General features: G+C 36.4%; 13 protein-coding genes and 2 tRNA genes. 2 read left to right on the forward strand and 13 right to left on the reverse strand.

Going from position 1 to position 19905, the window contains the following annotated elements; translation table 11 throughout:
• Positions 1-23 precede the first annotated feature (23 nt).
• On the reverse strand, positions 24-1076 hold the full coding sequence (gene tilS, locus GXZ13_04435) for a tRNA lysidine(34) synthetase TilS (GenBank protein NLX75078.1): 1053 nt from the start codon (positions 1074-1076) through the stop codon (positions 24-26).
• A 198-nt stretch (positions 1077-1274) separates the two neighbouring features.
• Positions 1275-1350, reverse strand: a tRNA-Gly gene (locus tag GXZ13_04440).
• Between the two features lie 158 nt (positions 1351-1508).
• Here GXZ13_04440 and GXZ13_04445 point away from each other — a divergent pair.
• Both GXZ13_04445 and GXZ13_04450 read left to right on the forward strand, forming a co-directional pair.
• The gene (locus GXZ13_04445) at positions 1509-3689 is read left to right on the forward strand and encodes a hypothetical protein (GenBank protein NLX75079.1); all 2181 of its coding nucleotides are present in this window, start codon (positions 1509-1511) and stop codon (positions 3687-3689) included.
• A 49-nt stretch (positions 3690-3738) separates the two neighbouring features.
• Positions 3739-3816 (forward strand) — tRNA-Pro (locus GXZ13_04450).
• Positions 3817-3931: 115 nt separating this feature from the next.
• On the opposite strand, the gene GXZ13_04455 is transcribed toward GXZ13_04450, so the two are convergent.
• The 11 genes from GXZ13_04455 to GXZ13_04505 all read right to left on the reverse strand — a co-directional run bounded on the left by GXZ13_04455 (position 3932) and on the right by GXZ13_04505 (position 19399).
• Positions 3932-4558 carry a V-type ATP synthase subunit D gene (locus tag GXZ13_04455; protein ID NLX75080.1) on the reverse strand — a complete coding sequence of 209 codons (627 nt, stop codon included), beginning with the start codon at positions 4556-4558 and terminating at the stop codon, positions 3932-3934.
• A gap of 14 nt (positions 4559-4572) precedes the next feature.
• Positions 4573-5994: a V-type ATP synthase subunit B gene (locus GXZ13_04460; GenBank protein ID NLX75081.1), complete on the reverse strand. Its 1422-nt coding sequence runs from the start codon at positions 5992-5994 to the stop codon at positions 4573-4575.
• Entirely contained in the window at positions 5981-7777 is a 1797-nt protein-coding gene (locus tag GXZ13_04465) for a V-type ATP synthase subunit A (protein ID NLX75082.1), read from the reverse strand. The genes GXZ13_04460 and GXZ13_04465 overlap by 14 nt, the downstream gene beginning before the upstream one ends.
• 20 nt (positions 7778-7797) lie before the next feature.
• Entirely contained in the window at positions 7798-8136 is a 339-nt protein-coding gene (locus tag GXZ13_04470) for a V-type ATP synthase subunit F (protein ID NLX75083.1), read from the reverse strand.
• Positions 8129-9139 carry a V-type ATPase subunit gene (locus GXZ13_04475; GenBank protein ID NLX75084.1) on the reverse strand — a complete coding sequence of 337 codons (1011 nt, stop codon included), beginning with the start codon at positions 9137-9139 and terminating at the stop codon, positions 8129-8131. The genes GXZ13_04470 and GXZ13_04475 overlap by 8 nt, the downstream gene beginning before the upstream one ends.
• A 12-nt stretch (positions 9140-9151) precedes the next feature.
• Positions 9152-9739 (reverse strand): hypothetical protein, encoded by a 588-nt coding sequence (locus GXZ13_04480; GenBank protein NLX75085.1) that lies wholly within the window; start codon positions 9737-9739, stop codon positions 9152-9154.
• A 19-nt stretch (positions 9740-9758) separates the two neighbouring features.
• Positions 9759-10259, reverse strand: coding sequence for a V-type ATP synthase subunit K (locus GXZ13_04485; protein NLX75086.1), 501 nt, complete (start codon positions 10257-10259; stop codon positions 9759-9761).
• A 65-nt stretch (positions 10260-10324) separates the two neighbouring features.
• Positions 10325-12343: a V-type ATP synthase subunit I gene (locus tag GXZ13_04490; protein ID NLX75087.1), complete on the reverse strand. Its 2019-nt coding sequence runs from the start codon at positions 12341-12343 to the stop codon at positions 10325-10327.
• Positions 12321-12656, reverse strand: coding sequence for a hypothetical protein (locus GXZ13_04495; GenBank protein ID NLX75088.1), 336 nt, complete (start codon positions 12654-12656; stop codon positions 12321-12323). The genes GXZ13_04490 and GXZ13_04495 overlap by 23 nt, the downstream gene beginning before the upstream one ends.
• A 154-nt stretch (positions 12657-12810) precedes the next feature.
• Positions 12811-16515 carry a UvrD-helicase domain-containing protein gene (locus tag GXZ13_04500; GenBank protein NLX75089.1) on the reverse strand — a complete coding sequence of 1235 codons (3705 nt, stop codon included), beginning with the start codon at positions 16513-16515 and terminating at the stop codon, positions 12811-12813.
• The gene (locus tag GXZ13_04505; protein NLX75090.1) at positions 16508-19399 is read right to left on the reverse strand and encodes a hypothetical protein; all 2892 of its coding nucleotides are present in this window, start codon (positions 19397-19399) and stop codon (positions 16508-16510) included. Before GXZ13_04505 ends, GXZ13_04500 begins: the two co-directional genes overlap by 8 nt.
• Positions 19400-19905 lie beyond the last annotated feature (506 nt).

The following is a 19905-nucleotide window of genomic DNA, read 5'->3' on the forward strand; positions in this document are numbered from 1 at the left end:
TAATTATAGTAACATATACTGTGCTATCTAGCCCACCACGGAAGCATTTCATTTTTTGTTATTTTATTATTTTTATTTAATGATTCTTCTACATCTTTTCTATGTAACCAGCCAATACCTCTTTCTGAATAGCAAACTTCTATATCTCTTGCCCATTGAAAGCGCCAAAACCCGCCTTTCTTAAGTAAAAGCACGAGTTCCTCTGTTCTTTTCCTCGATAAAGTCGGAAGTTGCAATCTATTTCCTTGCATACGTAAAATATCGGCTAATTCTTCTTTTGAAATTTTCTTTATTTTATTACTGTGCCATGAAACTAGTGAAGGAGGCAGCAAAAACGATACTTTATCAAGAAGATTTGCAGTACGTTTGGAGCGTTCGGATAATTCGACCTCAATTTGTTTTGCCAACCCTAACATGACACTTTCAAAATTTTTATTTACGTTGTCGTGTATCCATGGGATAAGTTCATTCCTTATTTTATTTCTTAGATAACTGGAATCCTCATTGCTTGAATCTTCTCTCCAGGAGATATTATTCTGTTTCAAGACTTTTCTTAGTTCGCTTCTTCTAAAATTTATTATAGGCCGAACTATATTTCTGTTGACTGGAGGAATTCCACGTAATCCAGGAAGACCAGTGCCTCTAAATAGATTCATCAGCTGAGTCTCTACGACATCATCTGCAGAATGCCCCACTGCAATAAAAAATAACTTTTCTTTTTCTACAACTTCGTTAAAAAATGTATACCTTTCACGCCTAGCAGCCATTTCAAAAGATTCACCCGCTAATCTTTCTTCATATACTTTTAGTCGTTTCACGTAACATTTTATTCCCCACCTCTCACAAAGATTGAAAACAAAACTAGCATCTTCGTGTGATTGTCCATTCCTTGTCGTGTGATCTAAGTGTGCTGCCACTAATCTCCCTTTATAGAAGTTTTTAAGTAACCAAAGCATACAGACAGAATCAGCACCGCCGGAAATAGCCATTACTAACCCTTCGGAGTTCCACCAACCCTGCCTCACACCGGTACTTTGTATTTTTTCTCCAGATAAAAGGTTAATATCTTTAATCACATACTGTCACCACACGTATAAAAACTATTTTAAGAATACTTTTATATTAAATCCTATTCCTTTACTATATAACGCTAATTAATGGAATCTATTTCAACTTAATTATAATAGACGTTATACAATTTTTGTTAACATAAGCCGAATAACATTTTAATAATAAAAAAACCCGCGAGACATGTCTCGTGGGTTTGTTCACTATGGAGCGGAAGACGGGACTCGAACCCGCGACCTACGGCTTGGAAGGCCATCGCTCTACCAACTGAGCTACTTCCGCAAAATAACAAAATGGATAATACAATCTGCGGCTTAAACTGTCAAGTCTTGATTTAAAAAGAAAGAAATAATCTGGGCAGTTATAATCTATAATAAGGATATTGTTTTTTTATTTTTCATTATATACTTAACAAAAATATTTACTGGAGGCCATCCCGAATGTGGAATTTAGATGATAACTGTGTTATTCATAAAAAACATCATGTAAAATCATTTAATTTATCAAGCTATATTGCCACTCTTTCATCTTATATAAATAAAATCTCCGAAGATGAAACTTGGATTCGTTCTGGAAATTTTATTAAAGAGCAATTTAAGGATAAAATTTCTTCCTGTCAACTAATAGGCAAGGTAGTTTTACCGGAAGGAACTACAAGTATAGAAATATTGCTCATAAAAACACAAGTTGGGGTATCTTTATCTGATTCAAGCGAAGATGTCTGCGAATTTATCCGAGACTATCTCTTTAATTATTCCGTTACTTCCGCTTTTACAGCGATACTCCCCTCTTCTGGAGAAGAATACATAGAATATTTTATTGCTTCTCCAACATTCTTTAAAGTAAAAATACCTAAAGATATACTTTATTTTATGTGTACACAAACCCTAAAAAATTACATTAGAAACTGTTGCTCAATTACAACAAACGACTTTCAGTTTGAAGAATTATACACAACCGGCTCTCCTTTGGCTTCTAAAGCGAATGAAGTAGAAAAAGTACTAGAGAATATGGAATTTTGTGATATTTCATCTGGTTCTGGTGAAATTATTATAACTATGTCATATATCATTTCAAAAATTAGATTAGCTTTAAACTCTTTCTTATCGAAGAATACAGAGAGAAAAGAAATAGATTATCTCTGCGATTTTTTTTCTAATTCCTTATATACAACTAATTTTGATCTTAGTGCGTTAGAAACTCTTAGAATTGCATTGCTTTTAAATTATCCAGCTACTTCTATAAAAAGGAGTAATATGGTTTGGGGAAACATTTTAATTGAAGATTTGTTCCATGGTAAAAAGTTTGACATTATTATTACTAATCCTACTCATATGCGACAAGAGCTTTTTTCCGTGATAAAAGACAAACTTGTTTCTTATTATTCTCATTCGACAAGCTCAGACTTATATTGTTTCTTTGCAGAAAGAGCTTTTGACATGATAAAAGACGTGGGATGTCTAGGACTGATAATGTCTAATAAGTGGATGCTTTCAGAATATGGACAACCTCTTAGGAAGTTCTTTCTCTCTAAAAATATAATAACATTGGTTAATTATGACCATATAAGGCCACTAGCCGGCTTATCTACGCCATTATCGCTACTTATAGCAGACAATAGCACTCCTTCTGAACAACTAAGCATTACAAATGTCTTTGATAGCGACTGCAACAATATATCTAATTATGTGCAAGATTATGCTCAGGTTATAGACAAATCATTTTTATCTAAAGAGAGCTGGAATTTTACATCTACAAAGATAAGTAACTTAATAAATAAGCTAGAACATTCTGACGTTATTCCTTTATCAGAATACTCTGATAAGAAAATTTTTAGAGGTATTTTGACGGGGTTAAATAAAGCTTTCATAGTAAGCAATAAAATTGCAGATGATTTCAAGTACAACGAAGCTTGTGCTGCAAAAATATTACGTCCTATATTATCAGGTAGAGATATAAAAAGATATGAGGAAGCATCCCCAAATAAGCATGTCATATTTATGCCTAAAGGCTACACAAACAAATCAAGAGGCACAAAAGACCCTATTGATTGGTTAATAGAAACCCATCCTTCAGTAGCTACACATCTTGCAAATTTTGAAGAAAAAGCTAGAAGACGTAGTGATAAGGGAGATTATTGGTGGGAACTGAGATCCTGTAAATATTGTCATCTTTTTGACGAGATCAAGATTATCTGCCCTACAATTGTAAAAAAGCTCTCAGCAACTATAGACAATAACAAATACCTTTCTAATGATAAAACTATAATTATCGCTTGCAATGATTATTATTTGCTAGGCCTATTAAACTCTAAACTTCTAGATTTTTACTTCAGGAATACTGCAAATAAGCTATTAAACGATCATTTTGAGCTTAAGTTGTCCCTGCTTTTAAAATTACCAATAAGAAAAATAAGCAGAACTAATTCTTTTTCTGTAAAGCAAAAAATACTTATTGAACGATGTGCGAGAGAACTTAGTAGTATGTATTCAATATCTAGAGATAATCAAAGAAAAATTTCGATTGATAAAATCCGATCAACTGAAAAAGAATTAAATAATGTAATATACAAACTATATAAATTGACACCCTCTGAAATAGATATTATTGAGAATTATTGATTTTCACATACTGTTATTTTTTTAAATTAGTGTTATAATCTTTCAGTCTCGGGATGTAGCGCAGTCTGGTTAGCGCACCTGCTTTGGGAGCAGGGGGTCGGAGGTTCGAATCCTCTCATCCCGACCAAATAAATGAATATCAATAAAAGTGCTATTTTACGCTTCACATAAAGGACATAAAAGTAGCGACAGATTAAAAAATAATCTGTCGCTACTTTTTATATTATTTCTTTTGTTAAAACTTAGTGAGCTCTGACAATATCTTTTATGACCATAAGTCTTGATAATGTTGATCGCTCTGCTTCGTCCAATTTCATTGCTATTGAACGAATCGTTTCTGTAGTGTTTGGTATCATTACATGTTCAAGTGCATTTACACGACGCCTTGTTTTTTCAATTTCAAGTGCCATAGAATTAACCGCTTTTTCTTCTGCTGCAAGTTCTACCAGCTTTGGCATAAGAGACAAGAATTGTTCAAGAGCAACGTCAAGACTTCCGGGAGAAGCGCCCAAACCGTAATTCAGTTCAATTTCTTGTTTGGGTAAGCTAAACTTTGGAACACGTACACTCATTACGTTGGCGAAACTAACATCTACCCTCATATCACCACTGGTTGACATCAAAGTCTGCTCAAGCATTTGAGGCAAAGTCTGTGCTCTAGCTAATAAAAATCCTGCATAACATAAGGCTAATTCCTCTTCTATTTTCTGCCGCAACTGGTAAACAGCTCTAGCTCTTACTAAGAATTCCTTAACCAGGGCATCTTGTTTATCCTTTAATAATTTATGCCCTCTTTTTGCTACGACAAGACTCTTTTTGAGCTTGGATAACTCCATCCTATTAGGGTTTACATTAAGTACTTTTGCCATATATCAACCCCTCCTTACTCATTTACAGTAGATTGAGTCTTTTCCCCTTCTAAATTTAATAAAGGTTGTAAATATTTTTCGACATATTCGTCTCTGACTCTTTTAAGCTCCTTTGTTGGGACTATTGTCAGCAGTTCCCAACCAAGTTGAAGGGTTTCCTCTATGCTTCTATTCTCGTATTCTCCTTGGCGGATATATTCGTTTTCAAATCTATCAGCAAATTTTGCGAATGCTTTATCTTCCTCAGACAAAGCACTATCTCCAAGGATAACAGCCAGTTCTTTTGCTTCTTTTCCTCGCGAATAAGCTGCAAAAAGCTGATTAGTGAGATCTGCATGATCTTCTCTAGTCTTATCCTTACCTATTCCCTTATCTTTTAATCGAGACAACGACGGCATGACATCAATAGGGGGGTATATCCCTTTACGATGGAGACCACGTGCAAGAATAATTTGTCCCTCTGTAATATATCCTGTAAGGTCAGGTATCGGGTGCGTCTTGTCGTCTTCGGGCATAGTCAGTATAGGCAACTGTGTTATTGAACCTTCTTTTCCACGGAGTCTTCCTGCTCTTTCATACATTGTAGCTAAGTCAGTGTATAAATAGCCAGGATAGCCTCTACGACCAGGCACTTCTTTACGAGCAGCTGATATTTCACGAAGTGCTTCACAATAGTTTGTAAGGTCAGTCAAAATGACAAGTACGTGCATTCCCTTCTCAAAAGCAAGGTATTCTGCCGCAGTCAATGCAAGTCGTGGAGTAGAAATACGTTCAATAGCAGGGTCATCAGCAAGGTTCACATACATGACTGTGCGCTCTACAGCTCCAGTTTTTCTAAAATCTTCCATAAAGAATGATGCTTCTTCAAATGTAATCCCCATTGCGGCAAAAACTACTGCAAAGTTAGCATGTCCACTTATAACATTGGCCTGCCTAGCTATCTGCGCCGCCATCTGACTGTGAGGCATACCACTTCCGGAAAATATCGGTAGTTTTTGACCTCTTACAAGCGGATTCATTCCGTCAATAGCGGAAATACCAGTTTGGATAAACTCAGAAGGGTAATCACGTGAAAAAGGGTTAATTGGGTTCCCATTAACATCTAACAAATCTAGAGGTATTATGGGTGCACCTCCATCAATTGGATCCCCTCGTCCGTTAAAGACGCGTCCCAACATATCATCTGAAACAGGAAGCTTTAATACGTCTCCAAGAAAACGTATTTGAGAGCTTTCTACATCTATTCCTGTGCTGCCTTCATAGACTTGTACTAAAGCTCTGTCTTCTGTAATTTCAAGTACTCTACCTGTTCTTTTTTCTCCTGTAGCAAGACGTATTTCTGCAAGTTCATCATATGACACGTTTTCAACCTTTTCAACCAACATAAGGGGTCCGGCCAGGTCGCATATAGTTCTATATTCTTTAGGCAACATCATGATCACCTCCGGGTACTCCAAGTTTACCAAGCTCTGTTTTAATCGTTTTCTCTAAATCGGAAATTTTATCAAGCTCTTCTTCCGAAATATATCTCATTCTTGCAATCTCTTCACGAATAGGGTGGTTTATCACTGATTTTAAATTTCCTCCGCGAGACAATACTTGCATGGCCATGTCGTGGAAAGTTAAAATTATGCGAAGCATTCTAAACTGCTTATCCATAGATGCATACGTGTCTATCTCGTGAAATGAGTTTTGATGTAAAAAGTCTTCTCTTATTGACTTTGAGGTTTCCAGAACCATTCTCTCTTCTCTAGAAAGAGAGTCAATTCCAACAAGCCTGACGATTTCTTTAAGCTGGTCCTCTTCCTCTAGAAAAGTCATCGCATCGATGCGTAACTTACTCCATTCCCCATCATATTTATTATCCCAATACTCACCCAGAAGCTTTGCATACAGTGAATAGCTTGATAACCAATTTATTGCGGGGAAATGTCGCTGATAAGCGAGTTGCGAATCCAGCCCCCAAAATACTTTTGTAACTCTAAGAGTATTTTGAGTTACTGGTTCAGAAAGGTCGCCTCCTGGAGGAGATACGGCACCTATAACCGTTACAGCGCCTTCTCTACTATCTTGTCCACAACAAATTGCACGCCCCGCTCTTTCATAGAAAGTCGCCAGTCTGGTACCTAAATAAGCAGGGAAGCCCTCTTCTCCTGGCATTTCTTCAAGCCTACCAGACATTTCACGAAGCGCTTCTGCCCAACGTGATGTTGAATCCGCCATCAAAGCAACAGAATATCCCATATCTCTAAAATATTCAGCAATTGTTATCCCCGTGTAAATAGATGCTTCTCTAGCAGCAACAGGCATATTTGATGTGTTCGCTATAAGTAAAGTTCTCTTCATTAATGGCTGTCCTGATCTGGGGTCCTCTAGCTCAGGGAACTCAAGCAAAACGTCCGTCATTTCATTGCCTCGTTCTCCACAGCCTATATAAACAATTATTTGTGCATCTGCCCATTTGGCCAACTGATGCTGTATAACTGTTTTACCTGAACCAAAAGGACCAGGCACACAAGCTGTTCCACCTCTGGCAATAGGAAACAAAGTATCAATGACACGCTGTCCTGTCGTAAGTGGGACCTCAGGAGCTAGCCTTTTGATTACTGGTCTCGGCTGACGTACTGGCCATCTCTGCAAGAGTTTAATATCGTAATCTTTACCCTTTGAATCAGTTACAACAGCAATGACTTCTTCAACGGTAAAATCTCCCTGCTTGATGTTTTTTATTTTTCCAACGATTCCGTGTGGAATCATAATTTTGTGATCCACCAATTCTGTTTCAGCAACAGAACCAATAATATCACCTGCAACAACTTCAGTCCCTACTTCTACTGATGGAACAAAGCCCCATTTTTTTGTCCTATTTACTGCAGGAACATTAATACCACGCAATATATAAGGACTTTTTGCTTCATTCTGGATAGCTTCCAGTGGACGTTGTATCCCATCAAAAAACTCTTCAATAAGTCCAGGTGCGAGCTCTACGCTAAGTGGCTCTCCTGTGCTTACAACCGGTTCTCCAGGGGTAAGGCCTGAAGTTTCTTCATAAACCTGCACGGATGCAGTATCATCTTTTAGTTCAATTATTTCACCGACAAGTCCTGCATTACCAACTCTTACAACGTCAAACATGCAGGCTCCGGCCATGTCTTTAGCGATAACAAGAGGTCCGGAAATTTTTGCGATGAAACCTGTAACGGCGTTTGGTATAGCCAATTACATCGCCTCCATCTTTTTCATTTAACTCCAAAGATATCCATGCCTACAGCACGTTCAACATTTTGTCTTATTGAAGCGAGCCCTATGCCTATGGATCCTCTTTGGTTGGGAACGGGTATTATTGAAATATCATTAAATTCGCTTATCTCTTTTATTGCTTCATGGTTATCTTTATATATTGATTCTTCTACGAAGAGTACCGCAAAGTTCTGTCGTGCTATTTTATCAATTAGCATAACTATTGCATCACGGCTCTCCTCATTGATAGTAGTATCATCAAGACCAATAGATTTAAAGGGTAGCATGCTGTCATAACTTCCAAGGGCAGCCATAGACATTTTATTCACTTTAGACATTACGCAGCAACCTCCTCAATTGTTCTTTATTTCCACCACTGGTCTTTGCAACCAAAATCATACGTACATTTTTTACTTCCATTTCCTTGTCCCAAAGATACGCCAATATATTCTCAGGGGCATTATATGAATAGCGACTTGCGGCAAGCTTGTGCGTATAATAGTCATCCAAAACCTTTTCAAGAGACAGTATTAAATCGGAGAATGTGCCGCCAGCATCGATGCTATTGATTGTTAGACCATATTCCGTATACTCAAAGAACCTCTTCCAACTTTCAAAAGGCTCATTTATGAGTGCAACAAGTGAATTAACGTCAATCTTCCCACCTAAATGCATAAACAATAGAGCGTTTGATGCATCATAATTAAAACGCTTTAACCTTAGAAGAGCTCTTATGTTTTCTCCGTCTATTCTGCTTCGTATCCAGCTTAAGGTTTCTGGCATATCAAGCTCTTTAGCCGTCTCTAACATAACTTGATACATCCTATCATCCAACAAACGCTCGACATCTAAGATATTGTTAGTTTGCTCCCAAATAGCTATACATTTTGGCAATAAATTATTGAGGTCAAATGGAAGAAATTTGTATTCTTCCAGTTCAATATCATTGATTAAGCTCTCTACTGAGAAAGAACCAAGCGAAGTGAGAAAGTCCCACCTCTTCTGACCACCTTTTTCAACATTAAAAGCACTTTTAATCAATACTTTTACATTATGAAAATCATATTGATAACGAAGCAAATCTATGAGTCTCTTCTCCGGTATAAACGATTCTATTTCGCTATACTTCGACTTAAGTTCAGATTCTAATAATTTATCAAAATCATAAACTCCACTATTTAACGTTAACGTAGTCGAATAGGATGTCTCACCCAATATTTTGAATGCCGTCTCCAGATCTTCTGCGTCAATCATTCTCTGTAATACGCTGGAATCGAGAAGTTGATGTTCCATCGCCCGAATTCGTGCAACAGCATAGCCGTACGCATCGTGTTGAGACATCAGAACACCTCCTTACTCTTTTGGTGGAAATAAACGTTTAACAACTTCAGATTCTTTTTTCTCCTGAGCAACTTGTATAAGCATATCCCAAGAGCAATTAGTTCTAATCTTATCCCTCTTCAAAATAAATCCGCCTGAGATATTGGCTATTTCTTTTGATAAAATAAGGTTTGTGTTGTTTTTTTTGTTGTATGCGTTAATCCATGCCTCATCAACAAATTTTTCGTTTTCTCCAATTAACACTTCTTCATCACCTGTGACAACAGACTTCTTAAGAAGTGAATTGCAAAGTTCTAGATAGTCCTCTTTATTAAAAGCCTTCATTTTATTAAGAGCCTCATCGAACACATCTTGTATTAATGTACGTTTTGAAAGTAGCTTTCTCTTTTTAACGTCGATATTTGCTACTATTTCGCGTCTTTTGAAGATTTTAGGCATTTCTTCTTCAAAACGCTTCTCAAAAGATTCCTTTACTGCAGCGTTCTCTTTATTGGCATGCTCAATTATTTCGGAGGCTTTAGACCTTGCTTTAGCTAGAACTTCTTCTGCTTCCCGATATGCATCGTTTTTTATTTTTTCTGTGAGCTGTGCTAAAGACATAGTTTCCCTACTTTTCCAATTAAAAACTTATGCCGTTGAGCATCAAAATACTTACAAGAAGCCCAAAAACAGCATATGTTTCACACATAGCGGGCAGAATAACTGCCTTTCCTATCTGTTCGGGACGTTTTGATATCATAAGGATAGTGGCAGCTGAGGACTTACCCTGCCATATTGCCGAATAATATCCAACTATTGTTATTGGAAGACACGCAAAAAGAACTCCTAGGCCTTGCCAAAGAGTTATAGCAACGGCAGCACCACCAAGCAATCCTGCTTTTTGAAGAGCTAAAACCGCGACAAGAAGGCCATAAATACCCTGTGTTCCAGGAAGAGCCAGAAGGACTAAGCAATATCCGAACTTGTCAGGATCTTCTGTCATAACACCTGCTGCTGCTTCGTTTGCTATCGCGATTCCCATTGCAGATCCAGTGCCTGCAATTCCAACTGCCAGAGCTGCACCGAGTATTACCAGCATTGGACCAAGTTGCGTGGCCATTGTTTCAAGAATTGTTTCCATAATTAATAAAACCTCCCTAATAATATGTGTTAATTTTTTATCTAATTAATATTTACATAATATAGCTAGATCGTTACATCAACTTCGCTTGTAAGACGCGAATATTTTGGGACATAAGTTAAAGGAACGAAGTCCTTTCCCTTTGCGTCAAAGAACTTTCCAAAAAACTCTACATACTGTAACCTCAATGAATGCACAAATGCTCCCAACAAATTAACAAGGATGCTAAAAGTGTGTCCTACTATAAATATTAGTGCTGCCAAGAATATTCCCACATAGGGGGTACTTGCTACAAGAGTCCCGAGTAGATTTATAACCATACCGACAGCTGCTGAACCTAAGCCTAAAGCAAGTAGTCTACTGTAGCTAAGTACGTCTCCAAGATAACCGGTTACATTATATAAACTTAAGACTCCTGATAATAATCTTGAAAAAATATTCTTTTTTTCTCGTCCTTGTGTTGCTATAAGCAGTATTACCGAAATTATAGATAATATTTTAGATGGCGCAAGAAAAGCTTCATTTATAACTCCACCCATAGCCATGCCCATTACGACTAAAGAAACAAGAAAAACAATCCAGCCGGCATGGACAAAAATAGCAGCGACTTTATCTCCCTCTTTCCAGCTTGCATACATAGCTATTATTAGTCCAAAGATGATATGTACAAAACCAAGTGATAAAGAAATTATAAGAAAAGTCATTGGGTCATTCATAGGGTCTAAAAATTGTAGTGCATCTTTAATGGGTATTAGAGGGTGTAAAAAGGAAAACGCAGTTATACTATCACCAAACCAAGACCCTGTGACTGCACCAACAAAAATTGTTAGAGTCATAGCTATGGTCAGAATAACAAAAAACTTCCTCAGTATGGGCGTTAGGCGATGCTTAACAAGGATATAGCCGAAAAGAGCCGTAAGAATTAACCCGTATCCCGCATCTCCAAAACACATGGCCATAAACAAAAAGAAAAAGGGAGCCATAGGTGTTGAAGGATCCACCTTTCCATATGTTGGGGTACCATACATAAGAGTTAAGGGTTCTACGCAAGACGCCCACTTAGAATTCTTGAGTAGCGTAGGCGGCATCTCGTTTTCTTTGGGTTCGACAAGGGCAAATTCAGTCATGTTTTCATATTCTTTAACTTTTGCTTCAACAAGGCTAAGCTTAGCTGTTGGAAGCCAAAGCGACCAAATTAAAACCTCTTCTGTGGGTAATGCTGAAAGCATTGAAACCAATCTATCTCTGACTATATTCCAATAATCTGTATAATCACGAATCATTTCTAAGCCTTCATTTGCTTTAGCAGCAATTAAGGCCTTCTCGTTTTGCTCTCTTTCCTTACATTCATCAATTTCTTTTGTAAGCTTTATTTTTTCCTCTGGAGCAGTTTTATTAAATTCTCTTGGAACATCGACTCTGTTAGCTGAAAAATCGGTAGCTATACTTTGAACTAAGTCGCCTTTTTCTCTCCTATAAAGCAAAGCAAAAGTTATCTCGGAATCTTTTTGTTTATGGGACAGCTCCTGTAACTCAAAGAAGTCTCCTAGTTCCCTTGTAAGTTTATTCTTAAAATTATCAGATAACTCACTAGAGACAGTAAAAATCTCTCCCAACACAGTTGCTGTGCCCTTTGTAAAAAGTTCTAAGGGCCATTTCACCTGTTCCAATTGTTTTAATTGCGAGAATAATCCTCTCAATCGAGTTTCGTTTGAATGATACAAAGTAAGAGCGTCGTCTTTTCCCTTCACATAGTTGTAAAGATCTAAAAATTTTTGCTCATCTACCTTTGCCTCTAGAGTAGACAACGATATTTGCCGGATATCACCTAACATTATCGATAAAGAGCTTCCTTTATCTGTTTCATATGGCTCAAGTAAGCGCATTAAGTATTTTGCATCAGATAATAATTCGTCTATATGCGCAAGCTTTGATTGTAGCTGAGAAACTGACCCTGCATCGAGATTACCTTCAGTTTGTGGAACGAATTCACAACAACCCAAAGCTTGTATTTTCTCTGCAAGTTTAGTAGCTACAGATTTATGCACTGCTATTTGAGCCTTACTCATCTGCGTGAGAGCCATAAGACGCCACCACCTCTTTTACCAACCATTTTGCCACAGCTTCTACGCTGCCTTTTTTTTCATCATAATATAATTTCGCTTCTTCTTCTCCCTCAGCAAAAATTTTTTTTGCCTCGGCATCTGCGTTTTTTTCCGTTTCTGTTACTTTCTCACGCCACTGTCTATGACACTGCTGCTTATTTGCTTTTATGAGCTGTTCTGCGTCTGACTGGGCAGTAGCCAATATATTAGCAGACTCAACATTGGCTTCAGCTACTATTTTTTTTGCCATAGTTTCTTGTTCTCTTATACCTTCAGCTAAATTTTCTGCCAATAAGTCCACCTCCCTCCATACACTATTTCTTATATTCTATAAAAAAATAACCTAACAATTTTACACATAGAATCGGCTATAGTCAATTTATTCTTATCTACAAGAGCCTTTTAAAATACGCCGCGCAAGTAAACACAGCATCTTATTTATTTTTTTACATTTCACATTCTTCGCTCCAAGGACAGACGGAGCATCTAGTCAACGCTCTGTCATATCTATGAGAAAGAGCCAGTTTTGATAGAAGATGTACATTTTCACCTATCGCATGCAACTTATCTTCATCAAGTACCCTAACTCTTACATTATCATTAGTTAAATAGTTTATCCCTACAACAATATCATTGTTTTTAAACATATTTTTCTCTATACGATACTTCCAAATAGCAAAAGCGTAAAAATCTAGCTGTGCGTCATAATATTCAGTGGGTGCAATGTTTTCTTTGGTAGTCTTCCAGTCCCGTATATGGATACTGTTATCTCTTTCCCAAAATATATCAATTGAGCCTACCATCACAAGTTCTTTGTCGTACACCCTAAAAGGGGTCTCGCGTTTAAGTCCGTCTTTACTATTATTAAGAATTTTGAGATTTTCCCCTTCATCGCTTTCTGCAAATTTAAATAACAATTCTCGAATCTTTTTTCTTGAACTGCTTAATTTGAATTCTGGCTGTAGATCTAAGGGTATTTTTTTAAGCGTATTATTAAAAACGGACTCGTCTTCATCCGGGACAAGAACATTTATAGAATTTTTATCAAAGTCCCATCTGCTTAAAAACCAGTGAGTTAAACTTCCAAAATCAGCTCCTCCAACACCATCCTCGCTCTTATTAACCCATAGCATCTCTTTCCCTTGTCGATATGCCAAACGATAGGCAGTAGGACACCAACTAAGCATTGCATAAGCAGATGCCGAAAAACGAGCAAGTGTGGCCGTATCTTCTTCTCTTAATTCTAATGCTTTTGCTTTTATTTGTTTCTCTACTCGTCTTGCTGTCAATCTTTTTGTACTGTTATCTATTGTGAGCCATGAAACATTACAGAAATCTAATTTAGAGTGGGCTAAATCAAGTGTTTTATTTTCATCTGTCTCTCTTTGTGGTATTTCTATTTTAGCCACTTTAAACAAATGACTTAAAAAACTGTTGTCTTTGGGCTCGGATATTTTGTTATCACTACTTTCGCACGTTAACGTACCACAAAGTATAAGCTTCTCTCTTGCCCTTGTTGTAGCTACGTACCATAGTCTTTCTTGCTCTTCAGACTCCATTTTATTTTCAATTTCTGAATGCCAAATGCCAGAAACAGTATTTTTATTCCCAAAGTTTTCATCTTCATAAAAAAGAAAGTCTGGTATTACTGGAGACAGAATGCCATATTTCAAGGATAAACTGATTCCGGAAACTTTTTTAACATCATTTTCAATTCCGACTAAAGCCACAATAGGAAACTCTAGTCCTTTTGATGCATGAATTGTCATTATTTGTACTGCATCATGCTCTTCGTCTAAAACAGTAGGTTCTTCTTTTTGCCCTGCGTTCACTGATGCATATTGCAAATAATCTGACAATCCAACCAGAGAGCGCCCCTGTACTGATTCATATTCATTTGCCAAATCTGCAAGAGCAACAATGTTCGCTGTTACCCGATTTCTCATTCTAGGCTCAAAGGCTTTCAGATAATGTGGAACTTTTATTATCTCATGTATTAGATCTACTACCCCTTCAAGATCTGCAATAGCCTTTAGTCTCATCAGCTCTTTCCATACTTCTGGCAACTTTTCTTTTACTACATCACTCAGCCTTATTGGCTCTCTTTTTACTTTTAATCGATAAGCTGCAAACAGTGTATCTTCTGCTACTTTAGGCTCTACTCCACTAAATGGAGAGGCCAACCACCCTGCCAAAAGATATGGGTCTTCAGGCTGAGTTAGCAGTGAAATTAAATTTATTATGTCTGCTACTTCTCCTCTGGCAAAATAATCTTTTGATGTGCAAATTCTGTATGGTACCTCTATTTCATCGAATGCACACTCTATTTCTGAATATACTGTTCTGGAAGGAACAAGAACGGCAAAGTCCTTCCACGTGACATCTCTGAACTTATTATCTTCTTTTATTTCTTTATCCCAAATCTGTGTTTTTGAATTAATCATTTCCTTTATTCGTACAGCTAACTCCTTAAAACATCTTGTTCTCATTTCTTTTATATTTTCATTTTTCCCCCATTTTTCTTCGCCTTTTTTATTAAAATAAGGCTCCCTTGCTTCAATACCTAATAATATTTCAAGAGTCGGGTTTATGGGGTTTTGGTTTCGCCTCTCCCACCAAATAGCATCGCCTTCTGCTCCCACTAGCGGTTCATATTCGAAAGGACAAGTAACATCTTTTTTTGCTGGCCATAAGGACTCAAATATGCTATTGATTTTATTAAGAAGAAGATCGTGTGTTCTAAAACTTTTATCGAGAGTTACATAGAGGCTATTAGGAGCATTACCACATTTTGCTTCACGAATATATTTTTGAAATATTGATAAATCCGCGTGACGAAAACGATAAATTGATTGCTTTATATCTCCAACTATGAAAAGTGTGCTGCCCATATCTTTCCAAAGAGCTTGCAACATATCCTCCTGCAGTCTATCAGTATCTTGAAACTCATCGACTAAAATATGCTTGAATTTCTCCCCATATTTTTTATTTTTATTTAAAACATCTGACGCATAGCGAATTAGGTCGTTATGGGTGAGTATGCCTTCTTTCTTTCGCAATGATTCCCAACACTGCCACCCTATCGCTGCAGTTTTATTCAAAAGCGACAACAACGCAATTTCACTATTAGAGGGCATAGAAGCCATCAACACCTTGACTTTGGCCTCATCTCTCCAAGTTTTTAAATTTTTATTTTCTATAGAGGATATTATCCTTCCAATTGCATCCTTCAATTTTGAGTTTCCAGGTAATTTTGCTAATCCTGAGTATAATATTTGCTTTGCGAAAGTTTCTAGGCACACGCTAGAAAACTCTGCTTCAGAATAATCTAACATAATATTTTTTAAATTTTCAAAACTTAAGGGATTATTAATTAGCTCTTCCCTTACAAAGACATCTGAAAAGACTTCTTCTTGCCACAAGTTCCATATTTCCACAAATATTTTCTTTTGGCTATTTACATCTTCAATTAGAGCGCAATTGTCTTGATTCCATATTTCATCTGGAGTTTTTCCATAACTCCCGAATTTCTCTGATGCATCTTTTGCCATTTTTGTTAGTTTTTTGGGTGTATAAAAGGAAACAAATTCACTGAAAAATTCATTGTTAAAGAGCTCTTCACAGCGCTCCTGCCATTCCTTATCGTTCAATATTTGCAATAGTTTTTCATTGGACAATGCTGCGAGAGATTCTGAAAAAGTTTTCCACCATAAATCTTCACTCGGTGCAGTTGTAATAGATGCCCCAGGATCTATGTCAAGTAGTAGGCCTGACTCTCTAATTACCTTCATTGCAAAAGAATGAATTGTTGAAATATGAGCATCATCTATATACTGTATTCTTTGCTTAAAATGCGGAAGATTACTGCTAGATTTTTCGTGCCAAGACAATAAAGTCTTCTTTATCCGCTCCTGCATCTCTCTTGCCGCTTTTTCTGTATATGTCAGCACAAGAATTTCATCTACCTTGCAGTCGGGATCCTGGGCCAGCAGCCAAGCAAATCTTTGTGACAAAGTTTGTGTCTTACCTGTTCCTGCTCCAGCACTTACAACTGTCAATTTTTTCTCACTTCTTATTGCTTCTATTTGAGAGCTGGTTCCATTAATATTGTCCTTCTCCCACTCGTTACGAAAAAAGACAGTATTATTCATTGCAACCACCTCCAAAATTATCATCCTCGCCTTCTTCTAAATCATAAGAAACAGCTTCTTTTTTTCTGCAAATTGTATAAAACTCACAATACCTACTACAGGCGAGAGAGTTATAATCCGCCTCATATATCCCTTTTTTAATAGATTCCGCCATATCATGTATATGCTCTTTTGTTTCTTTTAACAAATCATCTAATTCTTTATTAGTGTTTTTTGCTTCATAAACTTCTTTTATTTCATTATCGATAAAATACCCACACAAAGTACCACTCTTATGCCCTACCCAAGCGTAACCTATAGGCCGGTATCCTTTCCCTTGTTTTATTATTGAATATGCAGCAAGTTGCCAATCATCTTTGTGTTTATTTGCATCTCCAAGCTTATAGTCAAGAATTACCATGCGTTTCACATCTTCAGATTCAAATATATCAGCTCTATCCAATCTCCCTCTAAATTTTACTCCGCCAACATCTAATTCCGGCAACCAAGACTCTATTTCCACATTTGTTCTTCCTGACATGTTTTTTTCAATTTTATCAAGCAACAAAGCTACTGACTCTACTTGTTTCTTAAGTCTATCTGCTTGTCTTTTTAATCTTCCATCTTTTATTAGGTTAGGGTATTCTTCAGCTGCTTTATCCCAATATTTCTTGCTTAAAATTACAAAACTTTGTTTATTATTTTTCTGATATTCCAACCAAGAAAGCTCCCATAGCTTATGTACAAAACTACCGGCAGACAGAGGATCAAAAAGATCTGTCCTTGTCTTTTCTAGCCCAAGCACTGACTTACACCAATAGCGATAAGGACATTTTATCCACTCATCTAATGAGCTAAGAGAAACTGTCTTTTCTAAAAAATCTTCTCCCCATTCTACTTTTCTTGGCATTCTGTCCCTGTCAATCTTTTTTTCTCCTTCACTTACTTCGGCTCCAGAAAACCATGTCTCGTTTTTATCAGGTGTCAAACTTAACAAAGGATATAATATTTCCCCTTTAGCGGGATAATTAGTTTTTATCGACTCTAGAAATTGTGCTTTGCCTACGGGCCTGGCATTTGAATCGTTTAAAGAGCGTGTAAAAATTATTCCATCTACACCTGTCGCTATCAATCTTCTAAAAAGAGATTCTCTTTGCTCTCTTTTGTCATGTAAGTTAGGAAGATATAGTACAAATGCGTCACTTTCTTTTTCAACATCACTAACTGTTATATTGTTGATTTTTTCTTTATTCTCATCACTTAAAAGGGGAGACTCCTTAAACTTCCCCGGCCATGTGTCATAGTCCACATCAGTCATAATCCAGTACCTATGTTCAGCTAATACAGGAGGGGAGCCTACATATACAGTAACCGAGCCATTTTGCTGGAGCGGCATAGGAAGTTTGGCATTTTCATTCCAATCCAATATGTAATTAATCGCATCCGAACCCGACAAAAACACATTAAGAAGTTCCTTAATATTTTTATCAGAACTTTCAACTGTTTTTATTTTTCTCTCTAGCTCTCTAATGCTATACGCAAAATTCTTTATCTCTGAATCTAATTCTACTTGGGTAGAAACTAAAGGCCCTATTTTATTTGTAATATCAAGATCTAAAATAAAATCTCTCCATGTGCTCAATACTGTTACTGGAGAACCTCCCGTCCTAATCTCCGAACAAAAACCTATTATTCTCTTAAATACTTTTAACATCTTTTCCTGGTTTTTAAGATTTAATTCCCATTTTTTTTGACCTTGCGGATGATATTTTAGGCAGTTTTTAAAATTAAAATCTTCAGTATGAATGAGGGGTGAAGACAAAAGTAAAAGTGTTTCGTGTGTATCCCAGTTACTTGAATATGCGCTCCATATTAACTTGGGCAATTCACCCAATAAGGTTTCACCAACATTTTCCCGAACTTGCAGGTTATAGGGGATTTTATAGCGTGACAAAGCGCTCTTAAGTATTTTTAGTCGTTTCTCTTGTACTTGTATTCCTATATCCCCAAAACTTGTAAAGCCGCCAATTTTACTTAAATCACTCTTGTCATGTAGCCATAATGCCAATTCTCTAGCTATAGCATTAAATTGTAAAAACGCATTACTAGCATTTAATTCCATATAATTTATTTCTATTGCTGTTTTTTCTTTATATCCTTTATAGTCTGATATCTGTTTTATTGAGTCATGTCTATATTCTAAGCCGGAATTTGGTAATATAAATATTTTTTCTACCTCTTTGTCAAAGCTATGTTTTACTAAATTTAGCTGACCTCCGGTAAATGTAAGAAATCCTATAAAAACAAATTTATGCTCTTTCGAGTAGCTACGCACTTTGGTATTGTTTAACAACTTACTCGTTTCTGTTGCAATCTGAGCACTGTCTAGGAGGTTATTTTTTTCTAAATATGACAAATAATCTGAATAAAGACGATATAAAATTGCCTCCGGAGAAGTTTTGTTTCCTTCCGTTTCGCTAATCTTCTCTGTTAATGTTTCCGGCAACACTCCTTCTAAGAGCAAATCGCGAATATTTTCCCCAAGTATTTTTACAAAACCGTGTCGTTCTACCCCAGGCGGCAAGTCCAACCCAGCATTTTTTGTTTCTTTAACAAATAAGTTTAATAGATGTTTTAGAATAAAAAGGTGATCAGTCGGATCTAGTACATGTCGTGGAGAAACCTCTGCGACAATATTTAACTCATTATAAAGATCGCTCCAAACCCAAATTTTCGGACGCTCTTCGAGAAACGAACCATTATCAGAAATTAAATCTAATAAATACTCTCTGTCCATACCTGAAGGCACAATAAAAATAGCCTTCTCTTTGTTTTTTTCATAAATTTCTGCCAAGCGCTTTTGTTTTTCTGATATATGGTAATAACTCTCAACGCTTACACTCATGTTAACTCTCTCCCGAATAATCATTCTAAAAACATAGTCTTATGCATGAATTGTTTTTTATTTTATATTTAAAGTGTGACATTACAATTACTACGTTTATCTCATGTCTTTTCCTTCATAAAATATTAGTGTTTCCCTATCTTATTACTTTTATAGTTTTTAAATTTCTATTTCGTTTGTTTGTAGTTTAAGGGTAAGTGCTGTACAACCTATTGACAAGTTATTCTTGAAAGGTATCACAGTATTTAATTTTAACACTATAATGAGCTAATTGCTTTTAATACAGCGTAATTTATGTTGCTAAAATTTTAATTTTAGCAATATATAACACAATTCGTTTCCAATTCACTATATGTTTTGCTAAGCTAATAATTAAAATATTAGCTTTATAATGCGATTAAAATTTAAATATAAATTACATTGTTTAGCTCTTATGTATATAATATTGGGAAGAAATAAAATCAAATTTTTTTCATTGTGTATAGATACGATAAAACGAGTGAAAG

The organism is Synergistaceae bacterium (assembly GCA_012728235.1).
Lineage (GTDB): Bacteria > Synergistota > Synergistia > Synergistales > Synergistaceae > JAAYFL01.